At 73.1% G+C, this 19,670-nt stretch carries 20 protein-coding genes; 8 read left to right on the forward strand and 12 right to left on the reverse strand.

Translation table 11 applies throughout. From position 1 onward, the window contains the following. Positions 1-1,461 (forward strand): aldehyde dehydrogenase family protein, encoded by a 1,461-nt coding sequence (locus Msi02_RS30095; RefSeq protein ID WP_204051359.1) that lies wholly within the window; start codon positions 1-3, stop codon positions 1,459-1,461. Between the two features lie 17 nt (positions 1,462-1,478). On the opposite strand, the gene Msi02_RS30100 is transcribed toward Msi02_RS30095, so the two are convergent. Beyond that, positions 1,479-2,354 carry an alpha/beta fold hydrolase gene (locus Msi02_RS30100; RefSeq protein ID WP_204051360.1) on the reverse strand — a complete coding sequence of 292 codons (876 nt, stop codon included), beginning with the start codon at positions 2,352-2,354 and terminating at the stop codon, positions 1,479-1,481. 71 nt (positions 2,355-2,425) lie between these two features. Here Msi02_RS30100 and Msi02_RS30105 point away from each other — a divergent pair, with 71 nt between their 5' ends. From Msi02_RS30105 to Msi02_RS30120, 4 genes are all read left to right on the forward strand, one after another. Further along, positions 2,426-2,881: a MarR family winged helix-turn-helix transcriptional regulator gene (locus Msi02_RS30105; RefSeq protein ID WP_204051361.1), complete on the forward strand. Its 456-nt coding sequence runs from the start codon at positions 2,426-2,428 to the stop codon at positions 2,879-2,881. 40 nt (positions 2,882-2,921) lie between these two features. Then, positions 2,922-3,638 carry a Mut7-C RNAse domain-containing protein gene (locus tag Msi02_RS30110; RefSeq protein ID WP_204051362.1) on the forward strand — a complete coding sequence of 239 codons (717 nt, stop codon included), beginning with the start codon at positions 2,922-2,924 and terminating at the stop codon, positions 3,636-3,638. Between the two features lie 33 nt (positions 3,639-3,671). Next, positions 3,672-4,598, forward strand: coding sequence for a MerR family transcriptional regulator (locus Msi02_RS30115; RefSeq protein WP_204051363.1), 927 nt, complete (start codon positions 3,672-3,674; stop codon positions 4,596-4,598). Positions 4,599-4,666: 68 nt separating this feature from the next. Beyond that, positions 4,667-5,314 (forward strand): DUF6461 domain-containing protein, encoded by a 648-nt coding sequence (locus Msi02_RS30120; RefSeq protein WP_204051364.1) that lies wholly within the window; start codon positions 4,667-4,669, stop codon positions 5,312-5,314. Positions 5,315-5,342: 28 nt separating this feature from the next. Here the strand turns inward: Msi02_RS30120 and Msi02_RS30125 are convergent, their stop codons facing one another. Next, the gene (locus Msi02_RS30125; protein WP_204051365.1) at positions 5,343-6,494 is read right to left on the reverse strand and encodes an alpha-hydroxy-acid oxidizing protein; all 1,152 of its coding nucleotides are present in this window, start codon (positions 6,492-6,494) and stop codon (positions 5,343-5,345) included. Between the two features lie 110 nt (positions 6,495-6,604). After that, entirely contained in the window at positions 6,605-7,552 is a 948-nt protein-coding gene (locus Msi02_RS30130) for a quinone oxidoreductase family protein (RefSeq protein ID WP_204051366.1), read from the reverse strand. A gap of 89 nt (positions 7,553-7,641) precedes the next feature. Here Msi02_RS30130 and Msi02_RS30135 point away from each other — a divergent pair, with 89 nt between their 5' ends. Beyond that, complete coding sequence (locus tag Msi02_RS30135; protein ID WP_204051367.1) at positions 7,642-8,094, forward strand: MarR family winged helix-turn-helix transcriptional regulator; 453 nt, start codon at positions 7,642-7,644, stop codon at positions 8,092-8,094. Between the two features lie 65 nt (positions 8,095-8,159). Here the strand turns inward: Msi02_RS30135 and Msi02_RS30140 are convergent, their stop codons facing one another. From Msi02_RS30140 to Msi02_RS30180, 9 genes are read right to left on the reverse strand one after another with little or no spacing between them, the layout of a single operon-like run. Then, positions 8,160-9,119: a UDP-glucuronic acid decarboxylase family protein gene (locus Msi02_RS30140; protein WP_204051368.1), complete on the reverse strand. Its 960-nt coding sequence runs from the start codon at positions 9,117-9,119 to the stop codon at positions 8,160-8,162. Beyond that, complete coding sequence (locus tag Msi02_RS30145; protein WP_204051369.1) at positions 9,116-10,063, reverse strand: glycosyltransferase family 9 protein; 948 nt, start codon at positions 10,061-10,063, stop codon at positions 9,116-9,118. The genes Msi02_RS30140 and Msi02_RS30145 overlap by 4 nt, the downstream gene beginning before the upstream one ends. Next, entirely contained in the window at positions 10,054-10,734 is a 681-nt protein-coding gene (locus Msi02_RS30150) for an SDR family oxidoreductase (protein ID WP_204051370.1), read from the reverse strand. Before Msi02_RS30150 ends, Msi02_RS30145 begins: the two co-directional genes overlap by 10 nt. A 32-nt stretch (positions 10,735-10,766) precedes the next feature. Further along, positions 10,767-12,149: a D-glycero-beta-D-manno-heptose 1-phosphate adenylyltransferase gene (gene rfaE2, locus Msi02_RS30155; RefSeq protein ID WP_204051371.1), complete on the reverse strand. Its 1,383-nt coding sequence runs from the start codon at positions 12,147-12,149 to the stop codon at positions 10,767-10,769. Continuing rightward, the gene (locus Msi02_RS30160) at positions 12,146-12,697 is read right to left on the reverse strand and encodes a D-sedoheptulose-7-phosphate isomerase (protein ID WP_030512289.1); all 552 of its coding nucleotides are present in this window, start codon (positions 12,695-12,697) and stop codon (positions 12,146-12,148) included. Before Msi02_RS30160 ends, rfaE2 begins: the two co-directional genes overlap by 4 nt. A gap of 3 nt (positions 12,698-12,700) precedes the next feature. Beyond that, positions 12,701-13,894, reverse strand: coding sequence for a glycosyltransferase (locus Msi02_RS30165; protein ID WP_204051372.1), 1,194 nt, complete (start codon positions 13,892-13,894; stop codon positions 12,701-12,703). Continuing rightward, positions 13,891-14,949: a glycosyltransferase family 9 protein gene (locus Msi02_RS30170; RefSeq protein ID WP_079315920.1), complete on the reverse strand. Its 1,059-nt coding sequence runs from the start codon at positions 14,947-14,949 to the stop codon at positions 13,891-13,893. The genes Msi02_RS30165 and Msi02_RS30170 overlap by 4 nt, the downstream gene beginning before the upstream one ends. Then, a complete protein-coding gene (locus Msi02_RS30175) occupies positions 14,946-15,968 on the reverse strand; it encodes a glycosyltransferase family 2 protein (protein ID WP_239108814.1) in 1,023 nt (340 codons plus the stop codon). The genes Msi02_RS30170 and Msi02_RS30175 overlap by 4 nt, the downstream gene beginning before the upstream one ends. After that, a complete protein-coding gene (locus Msi02_RS30180) occupies positions 15,965-17,605 on the reverse strand; it encodes a carbamoyltransferase family protein (RefSeq protein WP_204051373.1) in 1,641 nt (546 codons plus the stop codon). Before Msi02_RS30180 ends, Msi02_RS30175 begins: the two co-directional genes overlap by 4 nt. 186 nt (positions 17,606-17,791) lie before the next feature. On the opposite strand from Msi02_RS30180, the gene Msi02_RS30185 reads away from it, so the two are divergent. Continuing rightward, on the forward strand, positions 17,792-18,352 hold the full coding sequence (locus tag Msi02_RS30185) for a D-glycero-alpha-D-manno-heptose-1,7-bisphosphate 7-phosphatase (RefSeq protein WP_239108815.1): 561 nt from the start codon (positions 17,792-17,794) through the stop codon (positions 18,350-18,352). A gap of 80 nt (positions 18,353-18,432) precedes the next feature. After that, complete coding sequence (locus Msi02_RS30190) at positions 18,433-19,386, forward strand: glycosyltransferase (RefSeq protein WP_204051374.1); 954 nt, start codon at positions 18,433-18,435, stop codon at positions 19,384-19,386. Positions 19,387-19,670 lie beyond the last annotated feature (284 nt).

Genomic DNA, 19,670 nt, shown 5'->3' on the forward strand with positions numbered 1-19,670 from the left:
ATGAAGGACCTGCACATCGGCGGGCAGTGGCGCGACGCCGCCGAGGGCGGCCGGCGCGAGATCCACTGCCCGGCCGACGGACAGCACGTGGCCACCGTGGCGGAGGCCACCCGCGCCGACACGGAGGCCGCGATCGCGGCGGCCCGGCAGGCGTTCGACGAGGGTCCGTGGCCGCGTACGCCGGAGCGCGAGCGCGGGGCGCTGCTGCTGCGGGTGGCCGGTCTGCTGGAGCGCGACAAGGCCGAGATCGCGCGGGCGGAGTCGCTCGACACCGGCAAACGCCTGGTGGAAAGCGAGTACGACGTTGACGACGTGGTCGCGTGCTTCCGCTACTTCGGCGGCATCGCCGGCACCGACGCCGGGCGGGTGGTCGACACCGGCCGCGCCGACGCGATCAGCCGGGTGGTGTACGAGCCGGTCGGGGTCTGCGGACTGATCACCCCGTGGAACTACCCGCTGTTGCAGACCTCCTGGAAGGTGGCGCCCGCGCTGGCGGCCGGGAACACCTTCGTGCTCAAGCCGAGCGAGCTGACCCCGTCCACGGCGATCCTGCTGATGCGCCTGCTGGAGGAGGCGGGGCTGCCGCCGGGGGTGGGCAACCTGGTGCTCGGGGCCGGCGCGGAGGTGGGCGCGCCGCTGGCCGAGCACCCGGACGTCGACATGGTGTCGTTCACCGGGGGGCTGGCGACCGGACGGGGCATCATGGCCTCGGCCGCGCGGACGGTCAAGCGCGTCGCGCTGGAGCTGGGCGGCAAGAACCCCAACATCGTGTTCGCCGACGCGGACTTCGACACGGCCGTCGATCTCGCCGTGACCGCGGTGTTCCTGCACTCGGGGCAGGTCTGCTCGGCCGGCGCCCGGCTGCTGGTGGAGGACTCGATCCACGAGGAGTTCGTGGACGCGGTGGTGCGCCGGGCCGAGCGGATCAGGCTGGGCGGGCCGTTCGACCCCGAGGCCGAGACCGGACCGCTGATCTCCGCCGAGCATCTGGCCAAGGTCGAGGCGTACGTCGAGGCGGGGATCGCCGAGGGCGCGAAGCTGCGCTGCGGCGGGCGGCGCCTTGAGGGGAAGGGGTACTTCTTCCCCCCGACCGTGCTGGACGGCTGCCACCGCGACATGCGGGTGGTCCGGGAGGAGTCGTTCGGGCCGGTGCTGACGGTGGAGCGGTTCTCGGATGAGGACGAGGCCGTCGCGTTGGGCAACGACACCGACTACGGGCTGGCCGGGGCCGTGTGGACGACGGACGCGGGCAAGGCGCAGCGGGTGGCCGGGCGGCTGCGGCACGGCACGGTGTGGATCAACGACTACCACCCGTACGTGCCGCAGGCGGAGTGGGGCGGGTTCAAGCAGTCCGGCATCGGCCGCGAGCTGGGCCCGACCGGCCTCGACGAATACCGCGAGATCAAGCACATCTGGCAGAACATCGATCCACGCCCCCAGCACTGGTTCCGTCCCCGGTAGTACGTTGACAGCACAGCTCAGGCGTCCCGCCCGTGCGCGGCGAGGAACCTCTCGATGCGCGCGTCCATCTCGGGTGGCGCCGCGAGGGGAAGGGTGTGGTGTGTGGCGCCGGGCAGCACGGCCGTCTCCACGCGGGGCAGGAGCGCCGCGGCGGAGGCGGCCACCCGGCCGATGTCATGCGCCCGGCTGCGCTCGGCCAGGAGAAGCAGCACCGGGGGCCGCAGCGCCCGCAGCGCCTCCGGGCCGGGACGCGGACCGGTCAGGGGCCGGGCGGCGGGGAAGCCGGCGGCGAGATCGTTGAGGCGGCGCCACTTCTCGTCCAGCGCCGTCCGCCCCGTCTCCCAGTCGATGAACGCGCGGCGTCGCCGTACGGTCGGGCGAAGCAGCATCGGCAGGGCGCGCAGGAGATAACGGCGGGAGAAACCGGTGAAGCAGTTCGTCGGGTCGACCAGCACCAGCGCCCTCACTCTGCCGGGCGCGTGCGACGCGTAGTGGAGGGCGCTCCACGCGCCATAGGAGTGCCCGCACAGGGACACCGTCGTAGCGCCCGATCCGTCAAGCACGGCGTCGAGCACGGCGTCGAGCCAGGCCATCTGGTCGCCCAGCCTGCGGACCGCGCGCTCGCCGGCGACGCTGCGCCCCGCCTCGCCGACGGTGTCGACCGCGTGCACCCGGTAGGCCGTGCCGAGTGCCTTCGCGGTGCTGGACCAGACGGTCGAGGTGGTCCCGCCGCCGTGCAGGAGGACCACCGGCGGCGCGTCCGCGGGGCCGACCGAGTTGACGTGGGTCGTGCCGTAGGGCGTGCTGATCGCGGCCGACTCCGTTGAGGCGGGCCAGTTCGCCGCCAGGACGGCGTCGTACGCCGCGTAGAACGCCTCGTCGATGCTCTTCAAGGCCGCCTCCGGAAATCACTCGCTGAGCAATAATCTCGTTGAACGAGATAATAAGCCGAGGAGGGGCTGCCATGACGTCAGGGGTGGAGCGCGAGGGCCCGGAGATGGAGATCTTCCATCTGCTGCGGGCGGTCGCGGTGGAGTACGGCCTGCGTCAGGCGGAGTTCGCGGCCGAGCACGGCATGCACGTCACCGACGTGCGGGCGCTCATCTGCCTGCTGGACGCGGAGCGGGCCGGGATCGACGCCACCGCCGGCTTCCTCGGCGCCGGGCTGGGCCTGAACTCGGCGGGCACCACGGGGGTCGTCGACCGGCTCGAACGGCTCGGGCTGGTCAGCCGGGTCCGCGACGCCAGCGACCGGCGCCGGGTCCTGCTGAGAGTCGAGGACCGCGCCAAGGAACTGGGGTGGAGCTACTTCAGCCCGCTCATCGACAGGACGGTCGGGGTGCTGTCCGGATTCGACGAACGGCACCTGGCCGCGGTGCGGCTGTTTCTCCAGACGGCACTGGACGCGTTGACGACGTGACCCCGTCGCCGCGGCCCTGCCCCAGGGGCATGCTGAGGACATGGACGTGTCCGTACGCTTCGCGCCCGAGCTGTGGATCTTCCTCGCGCCGCGCAACCGGCGGCCCGAGGTGCTCCTGCCGTACGACGGGACGTCCTCGCTCGGCCACCTGATCGAGTCGGCGGGCGTTCCGCTGACCGAGATCGGCGAGCCGGTCGCCGGAGGCCGCCCGGTGGCCCGGTCGCACCGGCCGGGCCCGGACGAGGTGGTGGAGGTGCCGGCCGTGCCCAGGCCACAGGCCGTGCCGGGCTGCCGGTTCGTCCTCGACGTCCATCTGGGGACGCTGGCGCGGCGGCTGCGCCTGGTCGGCCTGGACACCGCGTACCGCAACGACATGGACGACGACGACCTGATCGAGCAGGCCAACGCCGAGGATCGGGTGCTGCTCACGCAGGACCGGGGCATCCTGCGGCGCCGGTCGCTGCGGCTCGGGGCGTACGTGCGCGGCGCCCGCCCGGACGACCAGTTCCTCGACGTGCTCGACCGCTTCCGCCCGCCGCTGACCCCGTGGACCCGCTGCACGGCCTGCAACGGGCGGCTCGCCCCGGTCGGCAAGGCCGAGGTGGAGGAGTCGCTGGAGCCCGGCACCCGGCGCAGCTACGACGAATTCGCCCGCTGCCTCGCCTGCGGCCGGATCTACTGGCACGGCGCCCACGGCGGCGACCTGGCCGCCGTCGTCGACCGCGCCCTCCACGCCACACGTTCGGGTAGCGGTTGAGTCTCCCGTAGGGGGAGGCGCGAGGGTGGGGGCATGGACGGCGACTCGCTCTACTCGATCGGTGAGCTGGCACGGCGGACCGGACTGACGGTCAAGGCCATCCGGTTCTACTCCGACTGCGGGATCGTGCCGCCCACCGGCCGCAGCCCGGCCGGCTACCGCCTGTACGACACCGACGCCGCCGCCCGGCTGGACCTCGTACGGACGCTGCGCGACCTGGGGATCGGCCTTCCCACGATCCGCGAAGTCCTGGACCGGGAGGCCACGCTCGCTCAGGTCGCGGCGGCGCACGCCGAGGCGCTGGCGACGCAGATCCGGGTGCTGCGCCTGCGGCGCGCGGTGGCGACCGCGGTGGCACGGCGCGGCTCCACCCCCGAGGAGATGGATCTCATGCACAGACTTGCCAGGCTTTCCGAGGACGAGCGCCGGCGGCTGGTCGACGGCTTCCTCGACGCCGCCTTCGACGGCCTGGACGCCGACCTGACGGGAATCAGGCGCACGATGACTCCCGAGTTGCCCGACGATCCCGGGGACGAGCAGGTCGAGGCGTGGGTCGAGCTGGCCGAGCTGGCCGCCGACCCGGAGTTCGGGGCGCTCATGCGGCGCGTCGCCGAGCAGCACCTGGCCGACCGCGTCCGGGGAGACGGCCCGCGCCCGGACGCGGTGGCGTTGGTCCGCGACCACGTCGCCCCCGCGCTCGCCGCGGGCGTCGACAGCGCCTCACCCCAGGCCGACGCGATCGTCGCCGCCGTGACCGCACGGTACGCCGACCTGGTCGGCCACCCGGACGACGCCGCCCTTCGGCACCGGCTGCTCACCCTGCTGGAGACCGCGAACGACCCGCGCAGGGAGTCGTACTTCCGGCTGCTCGCGGTGGTCAACGGCTGGCCGCCCCCGGACCCGCTGACCCCGGCCCTCACCTGGTTCGCCGACGCGCTGAGAACCCGTTCGGACCGATGAGGAGCATTCTGTCGGCGCCTTCTGGCACGATCACGCCGACAGATCTTCCGCCTGCTCCGGAGCGTCCCTTGAACGACGACCGCCCTGCCCCCGCTGAGATCTTCTCTCACTACCGGAAGCTGCTGCGGGAGGAACCGTGGCTGGAGGTGGCGATGTGCTGGACGGTCGTCGTCCCGCACGACCACCGGCCGTTCTCCGTCGCCGACATCGGATTTCGGGTGAGCGGCGGGACCCGGCACGAGGTGCACGAGGCCGCGCCGTTGGAAGCGCTTCCCTACGACGACGGGGTCCATCCGATGGCGGTGGAACCGGCCGGATCGGCCGTGATGCTGTTCGAGAACAACGGGTTCCTGGGCAGCCTGCCCGAAGTCCTGCGGCGGCTCAGCCGCGACGGCCGGGTGTGCAGCGTCTACTGGAACGTCGAGGGCGACAACAGGCTGAGCTACGCGGCCGACGGCCGGGTGCTGGTCGGCCTCGACGCGATGTTCTGGGATGAATGGGCCGGCGCCGACTTCGCGGTGCTGGAGCCCGAACTGCGTGCCATGACCGAGCTGCTCTCCGGGGACGAGGACGACTGGCAGGCCGCCGCGATGACCGTGGTGGAGCTGGTGACCGGAGTGCGGCTCACCGGCGAATGGTTGTCCGGCGCGCATCCCTACCTCACCTTCCAGTGGCCCGTCGCGGTGGAGGCGGCGGGCCCCGGCACGGGTGCCTGAATCAGGGACACGACGCCGTGAGGCGGCCTCACACGCGGAGCAGCGCCTCGGGCGTGAGGTCCTTGAGGGTGGGGTATCCGTCGACGGCCATGATGAGGTCCGCTTCGGCCAGTATCGAGCGCAGCACGTGCACGACACAGTCGACGCCGCCGACCGCCAGCGCGTACGCGTACGGACGACCGATCCCCACCGCGGTCGCGCCCAACGCCAGCGCCTTGATGACGTCGGCGCCGCTGCGCACACCCGAGTCGAACAGGACCGGCAGCCCGTCGGCGGCCTCGAGCACGGCGGGCAGGCACTCCAGGGCGGGCAGTCCTCCGTTGGCCTGCCGTCCCCTGTGGTTGGAACAGTAGACGGCGTCCGCACCGTGGTCCTTGGCGCGACGGACGTCCTCGGGATGGCAGATGCCCTTGAGCATCAGTGGCAGCCTGGTCTGCGACCGTAGCCAGTCCAGGTCGTCCCATCTGAACGGGCCACCGAAGATCGGCAACCTGCGCACCGCCGCCTCGGTGGCGTCCTCGCCGGGGCGCAGTCCCTTCCGGAACACCGGATCGCTGGTGTAATTGCTCAGGCATCCGCTGGGCACCTGTGGATAGTTGGAGCCGCGCAGGTCCCGGGGCCGCCAGCCGGTGACCCAGGTGTCGAGGGTGACGGCGATGCCCTTGAAGCCCGCCGCCTCGGCGCGGTGCACCAGGCTCGCGGCCAGGTCCCGATCCGGCGGTGTGTAGAGCTGGAAGAAGCCGGGCGTGTCGCCGAGCGCAGGGGCCACATCCTCCATCGGATCCGCGGAGAGGGTCGCCGCGAAGAACGGAACGTGCGTGCGAGCGGAGGCCCGCGCGCACGCGAGGTCGCCGTGGCCGTCCTGGGCGCACACCCCGATCACCCCGATGGGCGCCATGAACACCGGCGTGGGCAGCTTGATCCCGAACAACTCGATCGACATGTCGCGCTCGGCGGGGGCGACCAGCATGCGCGGATACAGGCCCCAGTGCGTGAACGCCTCGCAGTTGGCCCGCTGGGTGTGCTCGTCGCCCGCGCCGCCGGCCACGTATCCCCAGACCTTCGGCCGCATCGCGGCCGACGCCCGCTCTTCGAGCTCCGCGAAGGTCATCGGATACGGCGGCTGATGACCGGTCTGTCCCTGGGCGTACAGCTCGTCCTGGTACTTCGCGAAATTCATACGTGCGCGTTACCCCGGGCGGGGTGCACTACCCGAGCCGGGCGGCCAAGCGACGGCCAAGTGTGCGGAAAAGAGCGAGGCCGCCGTGACCGAACATCGGTGGCCGGACCTCACCCGACGCGGACGATGCTCTTGCCGCGGGTCACTCCGCCGGCCAGGTCCGCTATCGCCTGCCCCACGTCGGCGAGGGTGTATTCGGCGGTGACATCGAGGCGGACCGACCCGCCGGCGATCAGGGCCATGGCGCGAGCGGCGCTGGCGGCCAGCTTCTGCGGGCGGGTCTGGCCGGCCAGGTTGCTGTTGTAGGTCATCAGCGACTGGCCGTGCGCCAGCAGATCGTTGGCCGACACGGTGACCTCCTCGAAGGAGGCGATGTTGCCGTAGACCACGATCCGGCCGTGCGGCGCCAGGCGTCCCAGGTTCGCGACCCGCGTGGCGCCGCCGATCGGATCGAGGATCACGTCGAACGTCTCGTCACCGAGGGCGTCAGGAAACCGATCGCGTACGAACACCTCGTGATAGCCGAACCCGCGCGCGTAATCGACCCGACCGGCGTTGCCGACCACTCCGACGATCCGGTCCGCGCCCGCGGCGGCGGCGAACTGCCCGGCCAGGGAGCCCACGCCGCCGGCGGCGGCATGGATCAGCACACTGTCCCCGCGCGATAGCCCGGCGACGGTGTTGATCAGATCGTAGGCGGTCGGCGCGACCCATCCGAAAGCGGCGGCATCACGGATTCCGACCCCGGCGGCGTTGATCGCGAGCACCGCCGGCGCGGTCGCGACCTCGGCGTAACCGCCCCCGCCGATCAGCGCGGTCACCTGCTCGCCGATGCGGGCCTCGTCGACGCCCTCCCCCACGGCGACGATCTCTCCCGCCGCCTCGAAGCCGGGCACGAACGGACGCGGAATCGGGAAATGCCCCGCACGCACCAGCACGTCGCCGTACTGCACCCCGGCGTAGGCGACCCTGATCGCGACCTCACCCGGCCCCGCCACCGGCTCGGCCCTCTCCGAGACCCGGAGCTGGTCGTCAGCGCCCAGAACAACAGCCTTCATGGCATGCAACCTCCTGTGTCGACTCAGTATCCTGATACTGAAGAATCTAAGAAGTATCAGGATCCTGTGTCAACTTAGGGAGTTGTGACATGCCCGAAGTGCCGGTAGAGGAGTACGTGTGCACCCGCATCCGCCGCGCCGAGCAGGCGCTCATGGCCCACCACGAAGGGGTGCTGCGCGGTTACGGGCTGACCATGACCCAGTACACGGTGCTGCTGACCCTGTCTCGCGACGACGGCATGTCAGGTGCTCAACTGGCCCGTGCGTGCGGAGTGACCCAGCAGAGCATGGCCACTGTCTTGACCGGGATGCAGAACAAAGGGCTCATCGACCGGCAGCCGTCCCCTGTGCACGCCAAAGTCCTGATCGCCACCCTCACCCCGGACGGCCGTGACCTGCTCGACCGCGCCTACCAGGAGGTCATCGTGCTCGAGCGCGCCCTGACCGACCGATTCACCCCCGACGAGCACAGGCTGTTCTGCGAATTCCTCGACCGCGCCACCGCCACCCTCGTCGAACAGACACCCGCCCACACCCGCTGAGACGGACGTCGGGCCCGCCCGCGGCTCGGCGGAGGCACGCAGACGGGCCCGATGGACGGCGAGGGTCAGGAGGCGACGGAGTAGGAGGTGAGCTCCTTCTCGAACCAGTCGATCGTGCGGCGCAGGCCGGTGACGGGGTCGACGCGCGGACGCCAGCCGAGCCGCTCCTCGGCGAGCGAGGTGTCGGGACGGCGGACGGCGGGGTCGTCGACCGGCCGCTCGACGAACCGGATCGGGGAGGACGAGCCCGCCAGGTCGCGGATCGTCTCCGCCAGCTCCGCCATCGACATCTCGGCCGGGTTGCCGATGTTCACCGGCCCGGCGAAGTCGCTTTCGGCCAGCGCGAGCACGCCGTCGATCGTGTCGTCCACGTAGCAGATCGACCGTGTCTGGCTGCCGTCGCCGGTCACGGTGATCGGTTCACCGAGCAGCGCCTGACGGATGAACGTGGGGATCGCCCGGCCATCGTGGGGCCGCATCCGCGGGCCGTACGTGTTGAAGATCCGCACGATCCCGGTGTCGGCGCCCCGCGAGTTGCGGTAGGCCGTGGTCAGCGACTCGGCGAATCGCTTGGCCTCGTCGTACACGCTGCGCGGCCCGACCGGGTTGACGTTGCCCCAGTACGTCTCCTTCTGCGGGTGTTCCAGCGGATCGCCGTACACCTCACTGGTGGAGGCGAGGACGAACCGCGCGCCCTTCTCGGCGGCGAGCCCGAGGGCGTGCAGCGTCCCCATGCTGCCGACCTTCAGCGTCTCGATCGGATGACGCAGGTAGTCGGCGGGGGACGCGGCCGAGGCGAAGTGCAGCACCAGGTCGACCTGGCCCGGCACGTGGACGAACCCGGTGAGGTCGCATTCCACGAGCCGGAACGCCGGCCGCCCGATCAGATGCTCCACGTTGCGCGGCGACCCGGTGAGGAAGTTGTCCAGACAGACGACCGCCGCACCGCGCGCCACCAACCGCTCACACAGGTAGGAGCCGAGGAACCCGGCTCCCCCGGTGACCACGACACGGGACCCCTTCACCGCACTCCCACTCCTCGCAACCTCCTGACCGCGTCGAGCACCTCGGGCACTCCGATCTCCAGCAGCCCCTCCGACGGCCGGTCGCCGTGCGGATCGCCCCTGCGCCCGGCCCACAGCGCGATGTGCGGGCGGCCCGGCGGCGGCCCCCACAGCGCGGGCGGCACCGGGCCGTACAGGATGACCGAGGGCGTGCCGACGGCGGTGGCCAGGTGCGACATGCCCGTGTCGCCGCAGACGACGAGCGCCGCGTGCGCCGTCAGCGCGGCGAGCTCGGGCAGGTTCGTACGGCCGGCCAGCACGGACTCCTCCGGCAAGCCGGCGAGCGCGGCCACGTGCCGGGCGAGCGCGATCTCGGTCACGCCGCCGGTGACGACGATCCGGTGGCCCTGCCCGGCCAGTTCGGCCGCCACCTGGGCGAAGCGGTCCGGCGGCCACTGCCGCGCCCGGAACGCCGCTCCCGGATGGATGATCACCTCGCCGCCGGCGAGCGGGCTCGGCCCAGGGTCGCCCAGCGCGAGGTCCTCCGGGTCGGCCGGGATGCCGTACCACTCCAGCAGCGAGCACCACCGCCGCCTCTCGTGCGTCTCCGGCTCCCAGGGCGGCCCGTCCGGGCCCGGCACCAGGTGGTGGGCGTGCGTGAGCAGGCGGCCCGGCCGTGTGCGGCGCAGCGCCTGGATGCTCTCCGGGCCGCTGCCGTGCAGGTTGACCGCGACGTCCGGCGACTCGTACGGCACCGGCCCCGGGCCGGACACGTCGAGCAGCTCGTCGATGCCGCCGATCAGCGGCAGCAGCCCGCCGAGGTAGGCCGGGGTGGCCAGCACGAAGTGGTGCTCCGGGTGCGCCCGCCGCAGCGCCCGCAACGCGGGCACCGACGTCAGCAGATCGCCGAGCCCGAGCCCGCGCAGGGCGAGCAGCACCGGTCTTTGCGGATCTTCTAGGGCCATGACGTCTCCGTGGAGGCGCACACGACCAGTTCCCTGACCTCACAGCCCTGCGGCTGGCCGAGCGCGAACAGGATCGCCGAGGCGACGTCCTCCGGCTGGTTCAGCCGGGCGTCGGGGCCGGGCTTGTACTGGTCGGGACGGTCGTTGAAGAAGTTCGTCTGCATGCCGCCGGGGATCAGCAGGGTCACCCCCACCTGCCCCGCCAGTTCGGCCGCCAGGGCCCGGGTGAAGCCCACCACTCCGAACTTCGAGGCGCAGTAGGCCGTCGCGTCGCTGAGCGCCCGCACCCCGAGCGTGGAGGCGACGGTGACGACCTTGCCTCCCGACCGGCGCAGGTAGGGCAGGGCCGCCCGGACCACCGCGGCCGTCCCGAGCAGGTTGACCCCGATCACCCGTTCCCACTGCTCGGCGGCCACGTCCTCCAGCCGGCCGCAGGCGTCGACGCCCGCCGCCGTCACGACGCCGTCGAGCCCGCCCGCCCGGTCGGCGAGCTCGCGCACGGCCTGCTCGGCCTGCTCGCGGTCGGCCAGGTCGGCCCGCACGTGGTCGAACCCGCCGTCCGGCTCGTTGACGTCGACGACCAGCGGCCGTCCGCCGGCCTTGGCGACCGCCGTTGCGGTGGCCCGGCCCAGGCCGGACGCGCCACCGGTGATCAATACGTTTCCCACCATTGAGGTGAATCCCTTTCAGTAGGCGGCCGAAGTCACGAAGCGGCTCGGGCGGCGGCGATCAGGCCGGTGGTGGAGTAGCCGGGCACGGTCGGCAGGATGACGACCTCCCCACCGGCCCGGCGTACGGCCTCGGCCTCCGGCATCGACCGCTCGTCGTAGTCACCGCCCTTCACCCACACGTCCGGGCACAGGCGCTCGATGACCCGCGACGGCGTGTCCTCGTCGAAGACCGTCACCGCGTCCACGCAGCCGAGCGCGCGCAGCACCTCGACCCGGTCGCGCTCGCTCACCAACGGCCTGCTCGGTCCCTTGAGACGCCGGATCGAGTCGTCGGAGTTCACGCAGACCACCAGGGCGTCGCCTAACGCCCGGGCCCGCCGCAGCAGGCTCACATGCCCGGCGTGCAGCAGGTCGAAACACCCGCCGGTCGCGATCAGGCGGCCCCCCGCGGCGCGTACGGCGGCGGCCACCTCGAAGGCGGACGCGCCGGGCCCGAACGGCACCGGCGACTCGGCGAGGGGGCGCGGCAGGCGCAGCGCGGCGGCCCCGCCCTCCTCCACGAACCTGGTGGCCTCGCCGACCGCGCGGGCCACGGCGTCCTCGGTGGACGCGCCGTCCGCCAGGGCGAGCGCCGCCGCCGCGGCGAAGCGGTCGCCCGCGCCGCAGGCGTCCGTTCCGGCCGCCACGTGCGGGACGGGGACCGGCCCGAACCTGCCGCCGCGGCGGGCCAGCATCGCGCCGCGCTCGCCCAGCGTGATCGCGACGGCCTCGGCGTCGAGGTCGCGCACCAGCCTGCGGGCGGTGCGCTCCGGCGAGACGTACGGCTCCTCGCACATTCCGCGGGCCTCGGCCTCGCTGGGCGTGACCAGCGCGCATCCCGGCACGGGCAGCGACCCCCGGGGGTGGGGGTCCCAGACCAAGGGCACGTCGAGCCCGCGCAGCGGCTCACGCAGCAGGTCGGCCACGCCGCGCCCGTAGTCGGCGACCAGGACCGCGCTCGCCGAGGCGAGGGCGTCGGCCGCACGGGCGAACGCCGAGGCGGAGGCGACCTGGCCGGGCCGCCCCATCGCCCGGCCGTCACCGGTGTCGATCCTGACCAGCGTCTGCCCGCGGGCGCGCACCCGCGTCTTGCGCACGGTCGTGCCGCGCAGCGGCAGCCGCACGATCTCGACGGAAGGCGACAGCAGGCCCTCGAGGCAGCGGCCGGAGGGATCGTCGCCCATGGCGGTGATCAGGACGACCCGCGTGCCGTCGCGGGCGGCCAGCAGCGCCGCGAGCCCCGCGCCGCCGGGCCGGTGGTGCTCCGCCTGCTCCTCCACGACGGGGACGGGGGCGTCGGGGCACAGCCGGTCGGCCGTGCCCTCGACGTCGACGTCGAGCAGGGAGTCTCCGACGATGACGAGTGGTCCGCTCACGCGACGGCCTTCTCGATCACGTCACAGAGCATGTGGATCACCGTGAGATGCACCTCCTGGATGGTTGCGGTGTCGTCCGCGGGCACGGTCAGGGCCTCGTCGCACAGCTCGGCGAGCGGGTTCGGCCCGGGGCCGGTCAGCGCCCAGGTCGTCAGGCCGCACTCGCGCCCGGCCTCGGCCGCCTCGGTCACGTTGCGGCTCGTCCCGCTGGTCGACAGGCACATCAGCACGTCGCCGGGGCGGCCGTGCGCCCGCACCTGCCGGGCGTACAGCTCGGCCATGCCGAAGTCGTTGCCGATGGCGGTCAGGGACGAGGTGTCGCCGTGCAGCGGGATCGCGGCGTACGGCCGCCGGTCGGCGCGGTAGCGCCCGACCAGTTCGGCGGTCAGGTGCTGCGCCTCGGCGGCGGAACCGCCGTTGCCGCAGGCGAGCAGCCGCCCGCCGCCGCTCAGCACGGCCGCGAGCTTGTAGCCCCAGGCGTGAATCTTGGGCGTCTCCGGGTCCACCGCCGTCAGCGCGGTGCTCAGCCGGGCCAGATGAGGATGCATCGCTCAGCCTCCCGCGGCGGCGAGGGTGCCCAGGCACCCGCCGACCAGGTTTCGGTACACGGACTCGGTCTGCTCGGCGATCCTGGGCCAGCCGTAGCGGGCGCGAGCCCGCCGGACCCCGGCGGCCGACAGCGCCGCCCGCACGCCGGGCCGGGTCAGCAGGTCGCCGAGCGCGCGGGACAGCGCGCGCGGCCGCCGGGGCGGCACGAGCACGCCGCATCCCGCGACGGTGTCGAGGTGGCCGCCGACCGCCGAGGCGACCACCGGCACCCCGCAGGCCAGGGCCTCCAGGGGCACCATTCCGAACGGCTCGTACCACGGGACGGTCACCAGGACGTCCGCGGAGCGCATGAGGGCCGGCACCTCGGCCCGGCTCACGCTGCCGATCAGCCGGACCCGGTCGCCGAGGCCGAGGCCGTCGGCGAGCGTGCGCAGCCGCGTGCTCTCCTCGTCGCCCGGGTCGCCGCCCGCGACGACGAGTTCGGCGCCGGGCAGCTGCCGCATGGCGCGGACGACGGTGTCCACCCCCTTGCGCGGCACCATGCGCCCGATGCTCAGCACCCGGGGCCGGTCGCCACGCGGGGCGGCCGGGCCGTCCGGGCGGAACAGGCCGAGGTCGACGCCGCACGGCACGACCCTGATCCGGTCGCGCGGCACCCCCATCGCGACGAGTTCCCCCACCTCGTCGGAGCAGGTCGCGATGACCGCGACCGCCCGGCGGCCGATGTCGCGCTCGATCGCGATCCGGCCCGGCGGGCTGGTGTCGGCCTCGCCCTGCCAGCGCCGCTTCACGGTGCCGAGCGCGTGGTAGGTCTGCACGACCGGGATGTGAAGAGGCTCCGCCGCCGTCAGCGTGGCCAGCCCGCTCATCCAGAAGTGCGCGTGCGCCACGTCGGGCGGCTCGGCCTTCCAGGTGCGGGCCAGGTGCGCCCCGAACTCGGGCATGTGCGGCAGCAGTTCGTCCTTGGGCAGCGGCTCCGCGGGCCCGGCCGGCACGTGCTCGACGGTGACGCCGGGCGCCATGGGCACGACGTCCGGCTGGTCGGGGGAGGTCCGCCGCGTGTGCACGACGACCTCGTTGCCCCGTTCCGCCAGGGCCAGGGCCAGCGCCGCGACGTGCACGTTCTGCCCGCCGGCGTCCACACCGCCGAGGGTCGCCAGCGGGCTGGCGTGCTCCGACACCAGGGCGATCCTCATGGCACCACCTCCTTCACGGCCTCGTCGACCGCGGCGAGGCGGCGCACCGCGTCGACCACCTGCGCCCCGCCGACCGAGGTCAGGCACGGATGGCCGGGCACGGGGCAGATTCGCGCTCTGCTCCCCCGGCAGGGGGCGTTCTGATCGCCGAGCACCACCGTGGGCACGCCGTACGGCGCCCAGCGGGCGGCGGGCACGACCGGCGCGAACAGGCTGACCACCGGCGTGCCGACGGCCGCCGCGAGGTGGGCGGGGCCGGTGTTGGCGGCGACCACCGCCGACGCCCCGGCCAGCACGGCGGCCAGCTCGGGGAACGTGGTCGCCCCGCCCAGATCGAGCGCGAAACCGGAGCCGAGCGCGGGGCCGGAGACGATCGCGGTCAGCGCCCGCTCGCCCGGGCTGCCGGTGACGACGACCCGCTCGCCCGCGGCCAGCAGCGCCTCGACCGCCTCCGCCCAGCGCTCGGCGGGCCAGGCCCTCGCCGGCGCGGTCGTGCCGGGATGCACCACCACGTAGCCGGGCGGGCCCGTGAGGTGCTCCACGTCCGGCAGCGGACCGCGCACGGCGAGCCGCCCGTCGTCGCCCGGCGGGAGGTCGAAGCCGGCGGCGCGGGCGAGGCCGAGCATCCGCTCCGGCTCGGGGACGTCCACGCTCTCGTCCACGACGTGACGCACGTCGAGCAGGGAGCCGGGGTAGTCCTCGCTGATCGCGGCGATCCGCGGCACGCCTGCCAGCCGCAGCAGCAGGGCCGTCGGCAGCGCCGACTGGTGGAAGGACGTGAAGACGACGGCCACGTCCGGGCCGACGGCGCGGACCTGCTCCACCAGGCGGGCCGCGTGCTCGGAGGTCATCGGCATCCGGTCGGGGTCGATCCACGGGGCGCGCCACTCCAGGACGCGGTCGACGCCGGGCAGGAGTTCGGCCGCGGCCCTGCCGTACGGGCCGGCGAGCATCACGACCTCCCGCGCCCCGGCGGCGACGGCGCGCACGGCGGGCCCCGCGAGCAGCACGTCGCCCGCGTTGTCGGGCCGCACCACCAGAGCGGTCCCGATCACGAGCGCCTCCCCGTCTTGCCCGTCCGCACCTTCACCTCGCCCCTGATCCGGTGCGCGCAGGCCACCGGAGGGATGACCACGCTGGTCACCGCCATGCGCGCGATCTCCTCCGGCGTACGCGGGCCGGGGGCGATGCGCGCCCAGGCGAACTCGGCGGTGAGGCCGAGCCAGGCCAGTCCCGCGGCGGCGGCCAGTCGCCTCCGGCGCCCCCCGGTCGCGGCGAGCGTGAGCGCGAGCAGGCCCATGCCGGTGGTGAGGGCGTGCCGCCTGAGCCTGCCCGGATGGCCGCCGATGGCCGCCCGCCAGTCGCGGCCGTGCACGTGGCGCATGAGCGCGTCGGACGCGTTGCCGCGCTGGAAGCGCACGCTGGACCAGAAGCCGTCGTCGCGCACCGGGTGGCGGGTCAGGCGTTCGCCCTTCACCAGGGCGAACCCGGCCTGCTCGACCCGCAGCGCGATGTCGGCGTCCTCCCGGTAGGCCCCGGGGAAGCGCTCGTCGAACCCGCCGGCCGCCTCCAGGGCCGTCTTGCGGTAGGCCATGTCGGCGGTGATCCAGTCGGCGTCGGCCAGCCCTGCGGTGTTGCGCTCGGCGTCGGTCGGGCGGCGGCCCGCCGGCAGCGGCACCTCCAGCCGTCCCTGGCTCCCGCCGACGTCCTCGGGCAGGCGGGCGAGGTCCTCCGTCAGCGCGCGGACCCAGCCAGGGCCCGGCACCACGTCGTCGTCGAGGAACACCACCCACGGCGTCGTCGCGACCCGCCATCCGGCGTTGCGCGCGGCGGCCGGGCCACGCCCGCCCGACCTGAGCACGCGTACGTGGTCGGGCACCGGCAACGGCTCCAGGCTCTCCCCCGGCCGGTCGTCCACCACGAGAATCTCGGGACCGGAACCGACCGCGGCGAGGGTGGCGGCCAGGCTCGGCCGCCCGATCGTCGGGATGACGACCGTGACCGCCGGCCCCGTTCCTTGGTGCGGCTCCCCGGTGGGAGCCGGGTTCGTCTCCCGGGTCATCTCAGTCGTCATCCGGCGAACACCGCCCCCCTGCGCACGACGTACGGACCGAGGACGAGCACGTCCACCGGGGCCGAGCCGAAGCACTCCAGCGCGTCGCGCGGGTCGTCCACCATCGGGCGGCCGGCCGTGTTGAGGCTCGTGTTGACCACCACCGGCAGCCCGGTGCGCGCCTCGAACTCCTCGAGCAGCCGGGCCAGCAACGGGTCGCGGCCGCGCTCGACGGTCTGGATCCGGGCCGTGCCGTCGACGTGCACCACCGCGGGGATGCGGTCGCGCCACTCCGGCCGCACGTCGTGGACGAACAGCATGTACGGGCTCGACATCGGGCCCCTGCCGAAGATCATGGGGGCGCGTTCCGCCAGCACCATCGGGGCGATGGGACGGAACTGCTCGCGGCCCTTCACGTCGTTGAGCCGCTCGGTGTTGCGGGGGTTGCCGGGGTGGGCGAGCAGCGAGCGGCGGCCGAGCGCGCGCGGGCCGTACTCGGCGCGTCCCTGGAACCAGGCGATCACGCGGTCGGCCGCGAGCTCGGCGGCGACGGTCGCGGCGAGGTCGGCGGGGCGCTCGTACGGCACCCGCGCCACGTCGAGCCAGGCACCCAGCTCCTCGTCGCTCCAGCCGCGCCCGAGGGCGGCGCCGGGCATCGGCGTCACGGGGTCGCCGTTGGCCTGCGCGAGGTGCAGCGCTCCCCCGAGCGCGGTGCCCGAGTCGCCCGCCGCGGGCTGCACCCACACCTCCTCGAACGGGCCCTCGGCGAACAGACGGGTGTTCGCCACGCAGTTGAGCGCCACTCCTCCGGCCATCGTGAGATAGCGGGCGCCGGTGCGCTCGTGCAGCCACGTGGCGAGATCGAGCAGCACCTCCTCCAGGCGGGCCTGCACGCTCGCGGCGAGGTCGGCGTGGTCGGCCGTCCACTTCTCGCCCTTGCCGAGCGCCTTGGCGTAGACGCTCCAGTCGATCGGCTCGACCCGGAAGCCGCCGTCGCCCGTGGCGTAGACGAGCTCGCGCATCTCGCGCAGGAAGCGCGGCTCGCCGTAGGAGGCGAGGGCCATCACCTTGTACTCGTCGCTCGACCGCAGGAAGCCGAGGTGCTGGGTGAGGTCCTCGTACATCAGCCCGAGGGAGTGCGGCAGCGCCTGGCTCGCCAGGACGGTCAGCTCGCCGTCCCGGTAGTGCCCGGCAAGGTGCGAGACGGCCTCGCCGCGGCCGTCGCAGACCAGCACCGCCGACTCTCGGTAGGGCGCGGCAAGCCCGGCGGACGCGGCGTGCGCGATGTGGTGGGGGACGAAACGCACCTGGGCGGCGTCGAGCCCGGGCAGCGCGGTGGCCAGGAAGTTGGGGGCGCGGTGCGCGTAGGTGGTGCGCAGGTCCTCCCAGCGCTCGTCCTGCCCCGGCCCTCCGGGCACCACGAGCTGGGGGTCGTAGGAGTAGGCGACGCCGTCGAGGTCCTCGGGCCGCAGCCCTGCCTGTTCGAGGCACCACGCGGCGGCCAGTTCGGGCAGTTCCCAGGCGGCGAACGGCACCGGGCGCTTGCCGTGCTTGCGACGGCTGAAGCGCTCTTCCTCTGCTGCGGCGATCACCTCACCATCCACGACCAGCGCAGCGGCTGGATCATGAAAAATCGCGTTTATCCCCAAGAACCGCATCGGTTTCCCTCCGTGGCACAGTGGAGGTCTGGTTACCGAGAGAAGCGCTTCTAAACACTCCTTTGTAGAGAAGTCGACGTGAGTGGGGGATGCACTCAATAACTGCTACTCTGCGTAACTGTCGGCCGGTGTTTGCCGATCTGTCCCCCGGGTAGCCCGGCGGGCGATTCGTGCAGGAGGTCGCTCGTGCCACTGTCCGCCCGCCCACCCGCCGCGGTGCTTTTCGACCGTGACGGAACGCTCATTCACGACGTTCCTTATAACAGTGATCCCGAGCGGGTGGAGCCCGTCGCCGGGGCCCGGAAGGCGCTCGACCGGCTGCGCGCGGAGGGCATCCCGGTCGGGATCGTGACCAACCAGTCCGGGGTCGCCAGGGGCCTGATCGCCCCGGAGGCCCTGCGCGCCGTGAACGACCGGGTGGACGCCCTGCTCGGCCCGTTCGACGTGTGGGAGATATGCCCGCACGACGACGGCGACCACTGCGGCTGCCGCAAGCCCGCGCCCGGCCTCGTGCTGCGCGCGGCCCGGCGGCTCGGCGTCCGTCCGGAGGACTGCGTGGTGATCGGCGACATCGGCAGGGACGTGGAGGCGGCCCGCGCCGCCGGCGCACGGGGAATCCTCGTGCCGACACCGGTGACGCTGCCGGAGGAGGTGGAGGCCGCCCCCGAGGTGGCGCCCGACCTCGCCGCGGCGCTCGATCTGGTGCTCGGGGAATTCCGCTCAGAGCTGAGGATGAAGAGGGCATGACCAGGGCAGGTGGGTGAAGCGCCCGACGGGGGAGGCACGGTGTTCCAAGGTCCACGAGACGACGGACGGGGAGCGATGCGATGAAGATCATGGTCTGGCATGTCCACGGGTCGTGGACCACCTCCTTCGTGCACGGGGGACACGACTATCTGGTGCCGCTCACCCCCGACCGGGGTCCCGACGGGCGGGGCCGGGCCGACACCTATCCCTGGCCCGACAGCGCGCGGGAGGTCCCGTACGACCGGCTGGCCGGCGAGGACGTCGACGTGGTCGTCTACCAGAGGCCGCACGAGATCGACCTGGCCCGCGAGTGGCTGGGGCGCGACGTGCCGGGCGTCTACGTCGAGCACAACACGCCCGCGGGGGACGTGCCCAAGACCCGTCATCCGCTGGCCGACCGCGGCGACATCCCGATCGTCCACGTCACCCACTTCAACGACCTGTTCTGGGACTCCGGCCACGCCCCCACCCACGTGATCGAGCACGGCGTCGTCGACCCGGGCTACCTCTACACCGGCGAGCTGGCCCGCGCCGGCGTGGTCGTCAACGAGCCGATCAGGCGCTGGCGGGTGGCGGGCACCGACCTGCTGCCCACGTTCGCCGCCACGGCCCCGCTCGACGTGTTCGGCATGAAGGTGACGAACCTCCCGTCCAAGCTCGGCCTGGACCGGGAGATGGAGGTGTTCGAGGACCTGCCGCAGGCCGCCATGCACGCCGAGCTGGCCCGGCGCCGGGTCTACCTGCACCCCTACCGCTGGACCTCGCTCGGCCTGTCGCTGATCGAGGCCATGATGGTCGGCATGCCGGTCGTCGCGCTCGCCACCACCGAGGCCGTGGAGGCGGTGCCGCCGGAGGCCGGGGTCGTCTCGACCAAGCTGCCCACGCTGCTGCGGGCGCTCGACCGGTTCGCCAACGAGCCCGAGCTCGCCGTACAGGCGGGCAAGGCGGCCCGCTCCGCCGCACTGGCCCGCTACAACCTCGACCGCTTCCTCGCCGACTGGGACAAGCTGCTCGCCTCGATCGTCGCGCGGTGACCTGTTCCGCCTGAGCCACGCGACGACCAGGCCCGGTCGCCCCGGTGGCTCTCGCCTGCGGGGCCCCGATGGAATCGGGAGCCCGGCGCTCGCGCTTTCTGGGATCAGATTCCTTCAGCTTCCAAGAACGTGATGCGCTCCTCGAAGAGCGCCAACAGCGATCTTCTGTGTCAGTGACCTACATTCTGCTCGACCAGCAGGGTGAGGTGGCTGTACTGCGAGTGGATCGCTTCCCTGTCTGTGGCACCCATCGCAACCGTCACTTGAATGCGGCCACGTGAGCC

The sequence above is a fragment of the Microbispora siamensis genome (assembly GCF_016863095.1).
GTDB classification, from domain to species: domain Bacteria; phylum Actinomycetota; class Actinomycetes; order Streptosporangiales; family Streptosporangiaceae; genus Microbispora; species Microbispora siamensis.

What these genes read in the sequence shown, in the direction of transcription:
- Msi02_RS30175 (WP_239108814.1), bottom strand. Translation starts at nt 15,968, where the DNA reads ATGACGACTGAGATGACCCGGGAGACGAACCCGGCTCCCACCGGGGAG.
- Msi02_RS30095 (WP_204051359.1), top strand. Translation starts at nt 1, where the DNA reads ATGAAGGACCTGCACATCGGCGGGCAGTGGCGCGACGCCGCCGAGGGC.
- Msi02_RS30145 (WP_204051369.1), bottom strand. Translation starts at nt 10,063, where the DNA reads ATGGCCCTAGAAGATCCGCAAAGACCGGTGCTGCTCGCCCTGCGCGGG.
- Msi02_RS30135 (WP_204051367.1), top strand. Translation starts at nt 7,642, where the DNA reads ATGCCCGAAGTGCCGGTAGAGGAGTACGTGTGCACCCGCATCCGCCGC.
- Msi02_RS30125 (WP_204051365.1), bottom strand. Translation starts at nt 6,494, where the DNA reads ATGAATTTCGCGAAGTACCAGGACGAGCTGTACGCCCAGGGACAGACC.
- Msi02_RS30165 (WP_204051372.1), bottom strand. Translation starts at nt 13,894, where the DNA reads ATGAGGATCGCCCTGGTGTCGGAGCACGCCAGCCCGCTGGCGACCCTC.
- Msi02_RS30130 (WP_204051366.1), bottom strand. Translation starts at nt 7,552, where the DNA reads ATGAAGGCTGTTGTTCTGGGCGCTGACGACCAGCTCCGGGTCTCGGAG.
- Msi02_RS30190 (WP_204051374.1), top strand. Translation starts at nt 18,433, where the DNA reads ATGAAGATCATGGTCTGGCATGTCCACGGGTCGTGGACCACCTCCTTC.
- Msi02_RS30150 (WP_204051370.1), bottom strand. Translation starts at nt 10,734, where the DNA reads ATGGTGGGAAACGTATTGATCACCGGTGGCGCGTCCGGCCTGGGCCGG.
- Msi02_RS30115 (WP_204051363.1), top strand. Translation starts at nt 3,672, where the DNA reads ATGGACGGCGACTCGCTCTACTCGATCGGTGAGCTGGCACGGCGGACC.
- Msi02_RS30105 (WP_204051361.1), top strand. Translation starts at nt 2,426, where the DNA reads ATGACGTCAGGGGTGGAGCGCGAGGGCCCGGAGATGGAGATCTTCCAT.
- Msi02_RS30160 (WP_030512289.1), bottom strand. Translation starts at nt 12,697, where the DNA reads ATGCATCCTCATCTGGCCCGGCTGAGCACCGCGCTGACGGCGGTGGAC.
- Msi02_RS30180 (WP_204051373.1), bottom strand. Translation starts at nt 17,605, where the DNA reads ATGCGGTTCTTGGGGATAAACGCGATTTTTCATGATCCAGCCGCTGCG.
- Msi02_RS30110 (WP_204051362.1), top strand. Translation starts at nt 2,922, where the DNA reads ATGGACGTGTCCGTACGCTTCGCGCCCGAGCTGTGGATCTTCCTCGCG.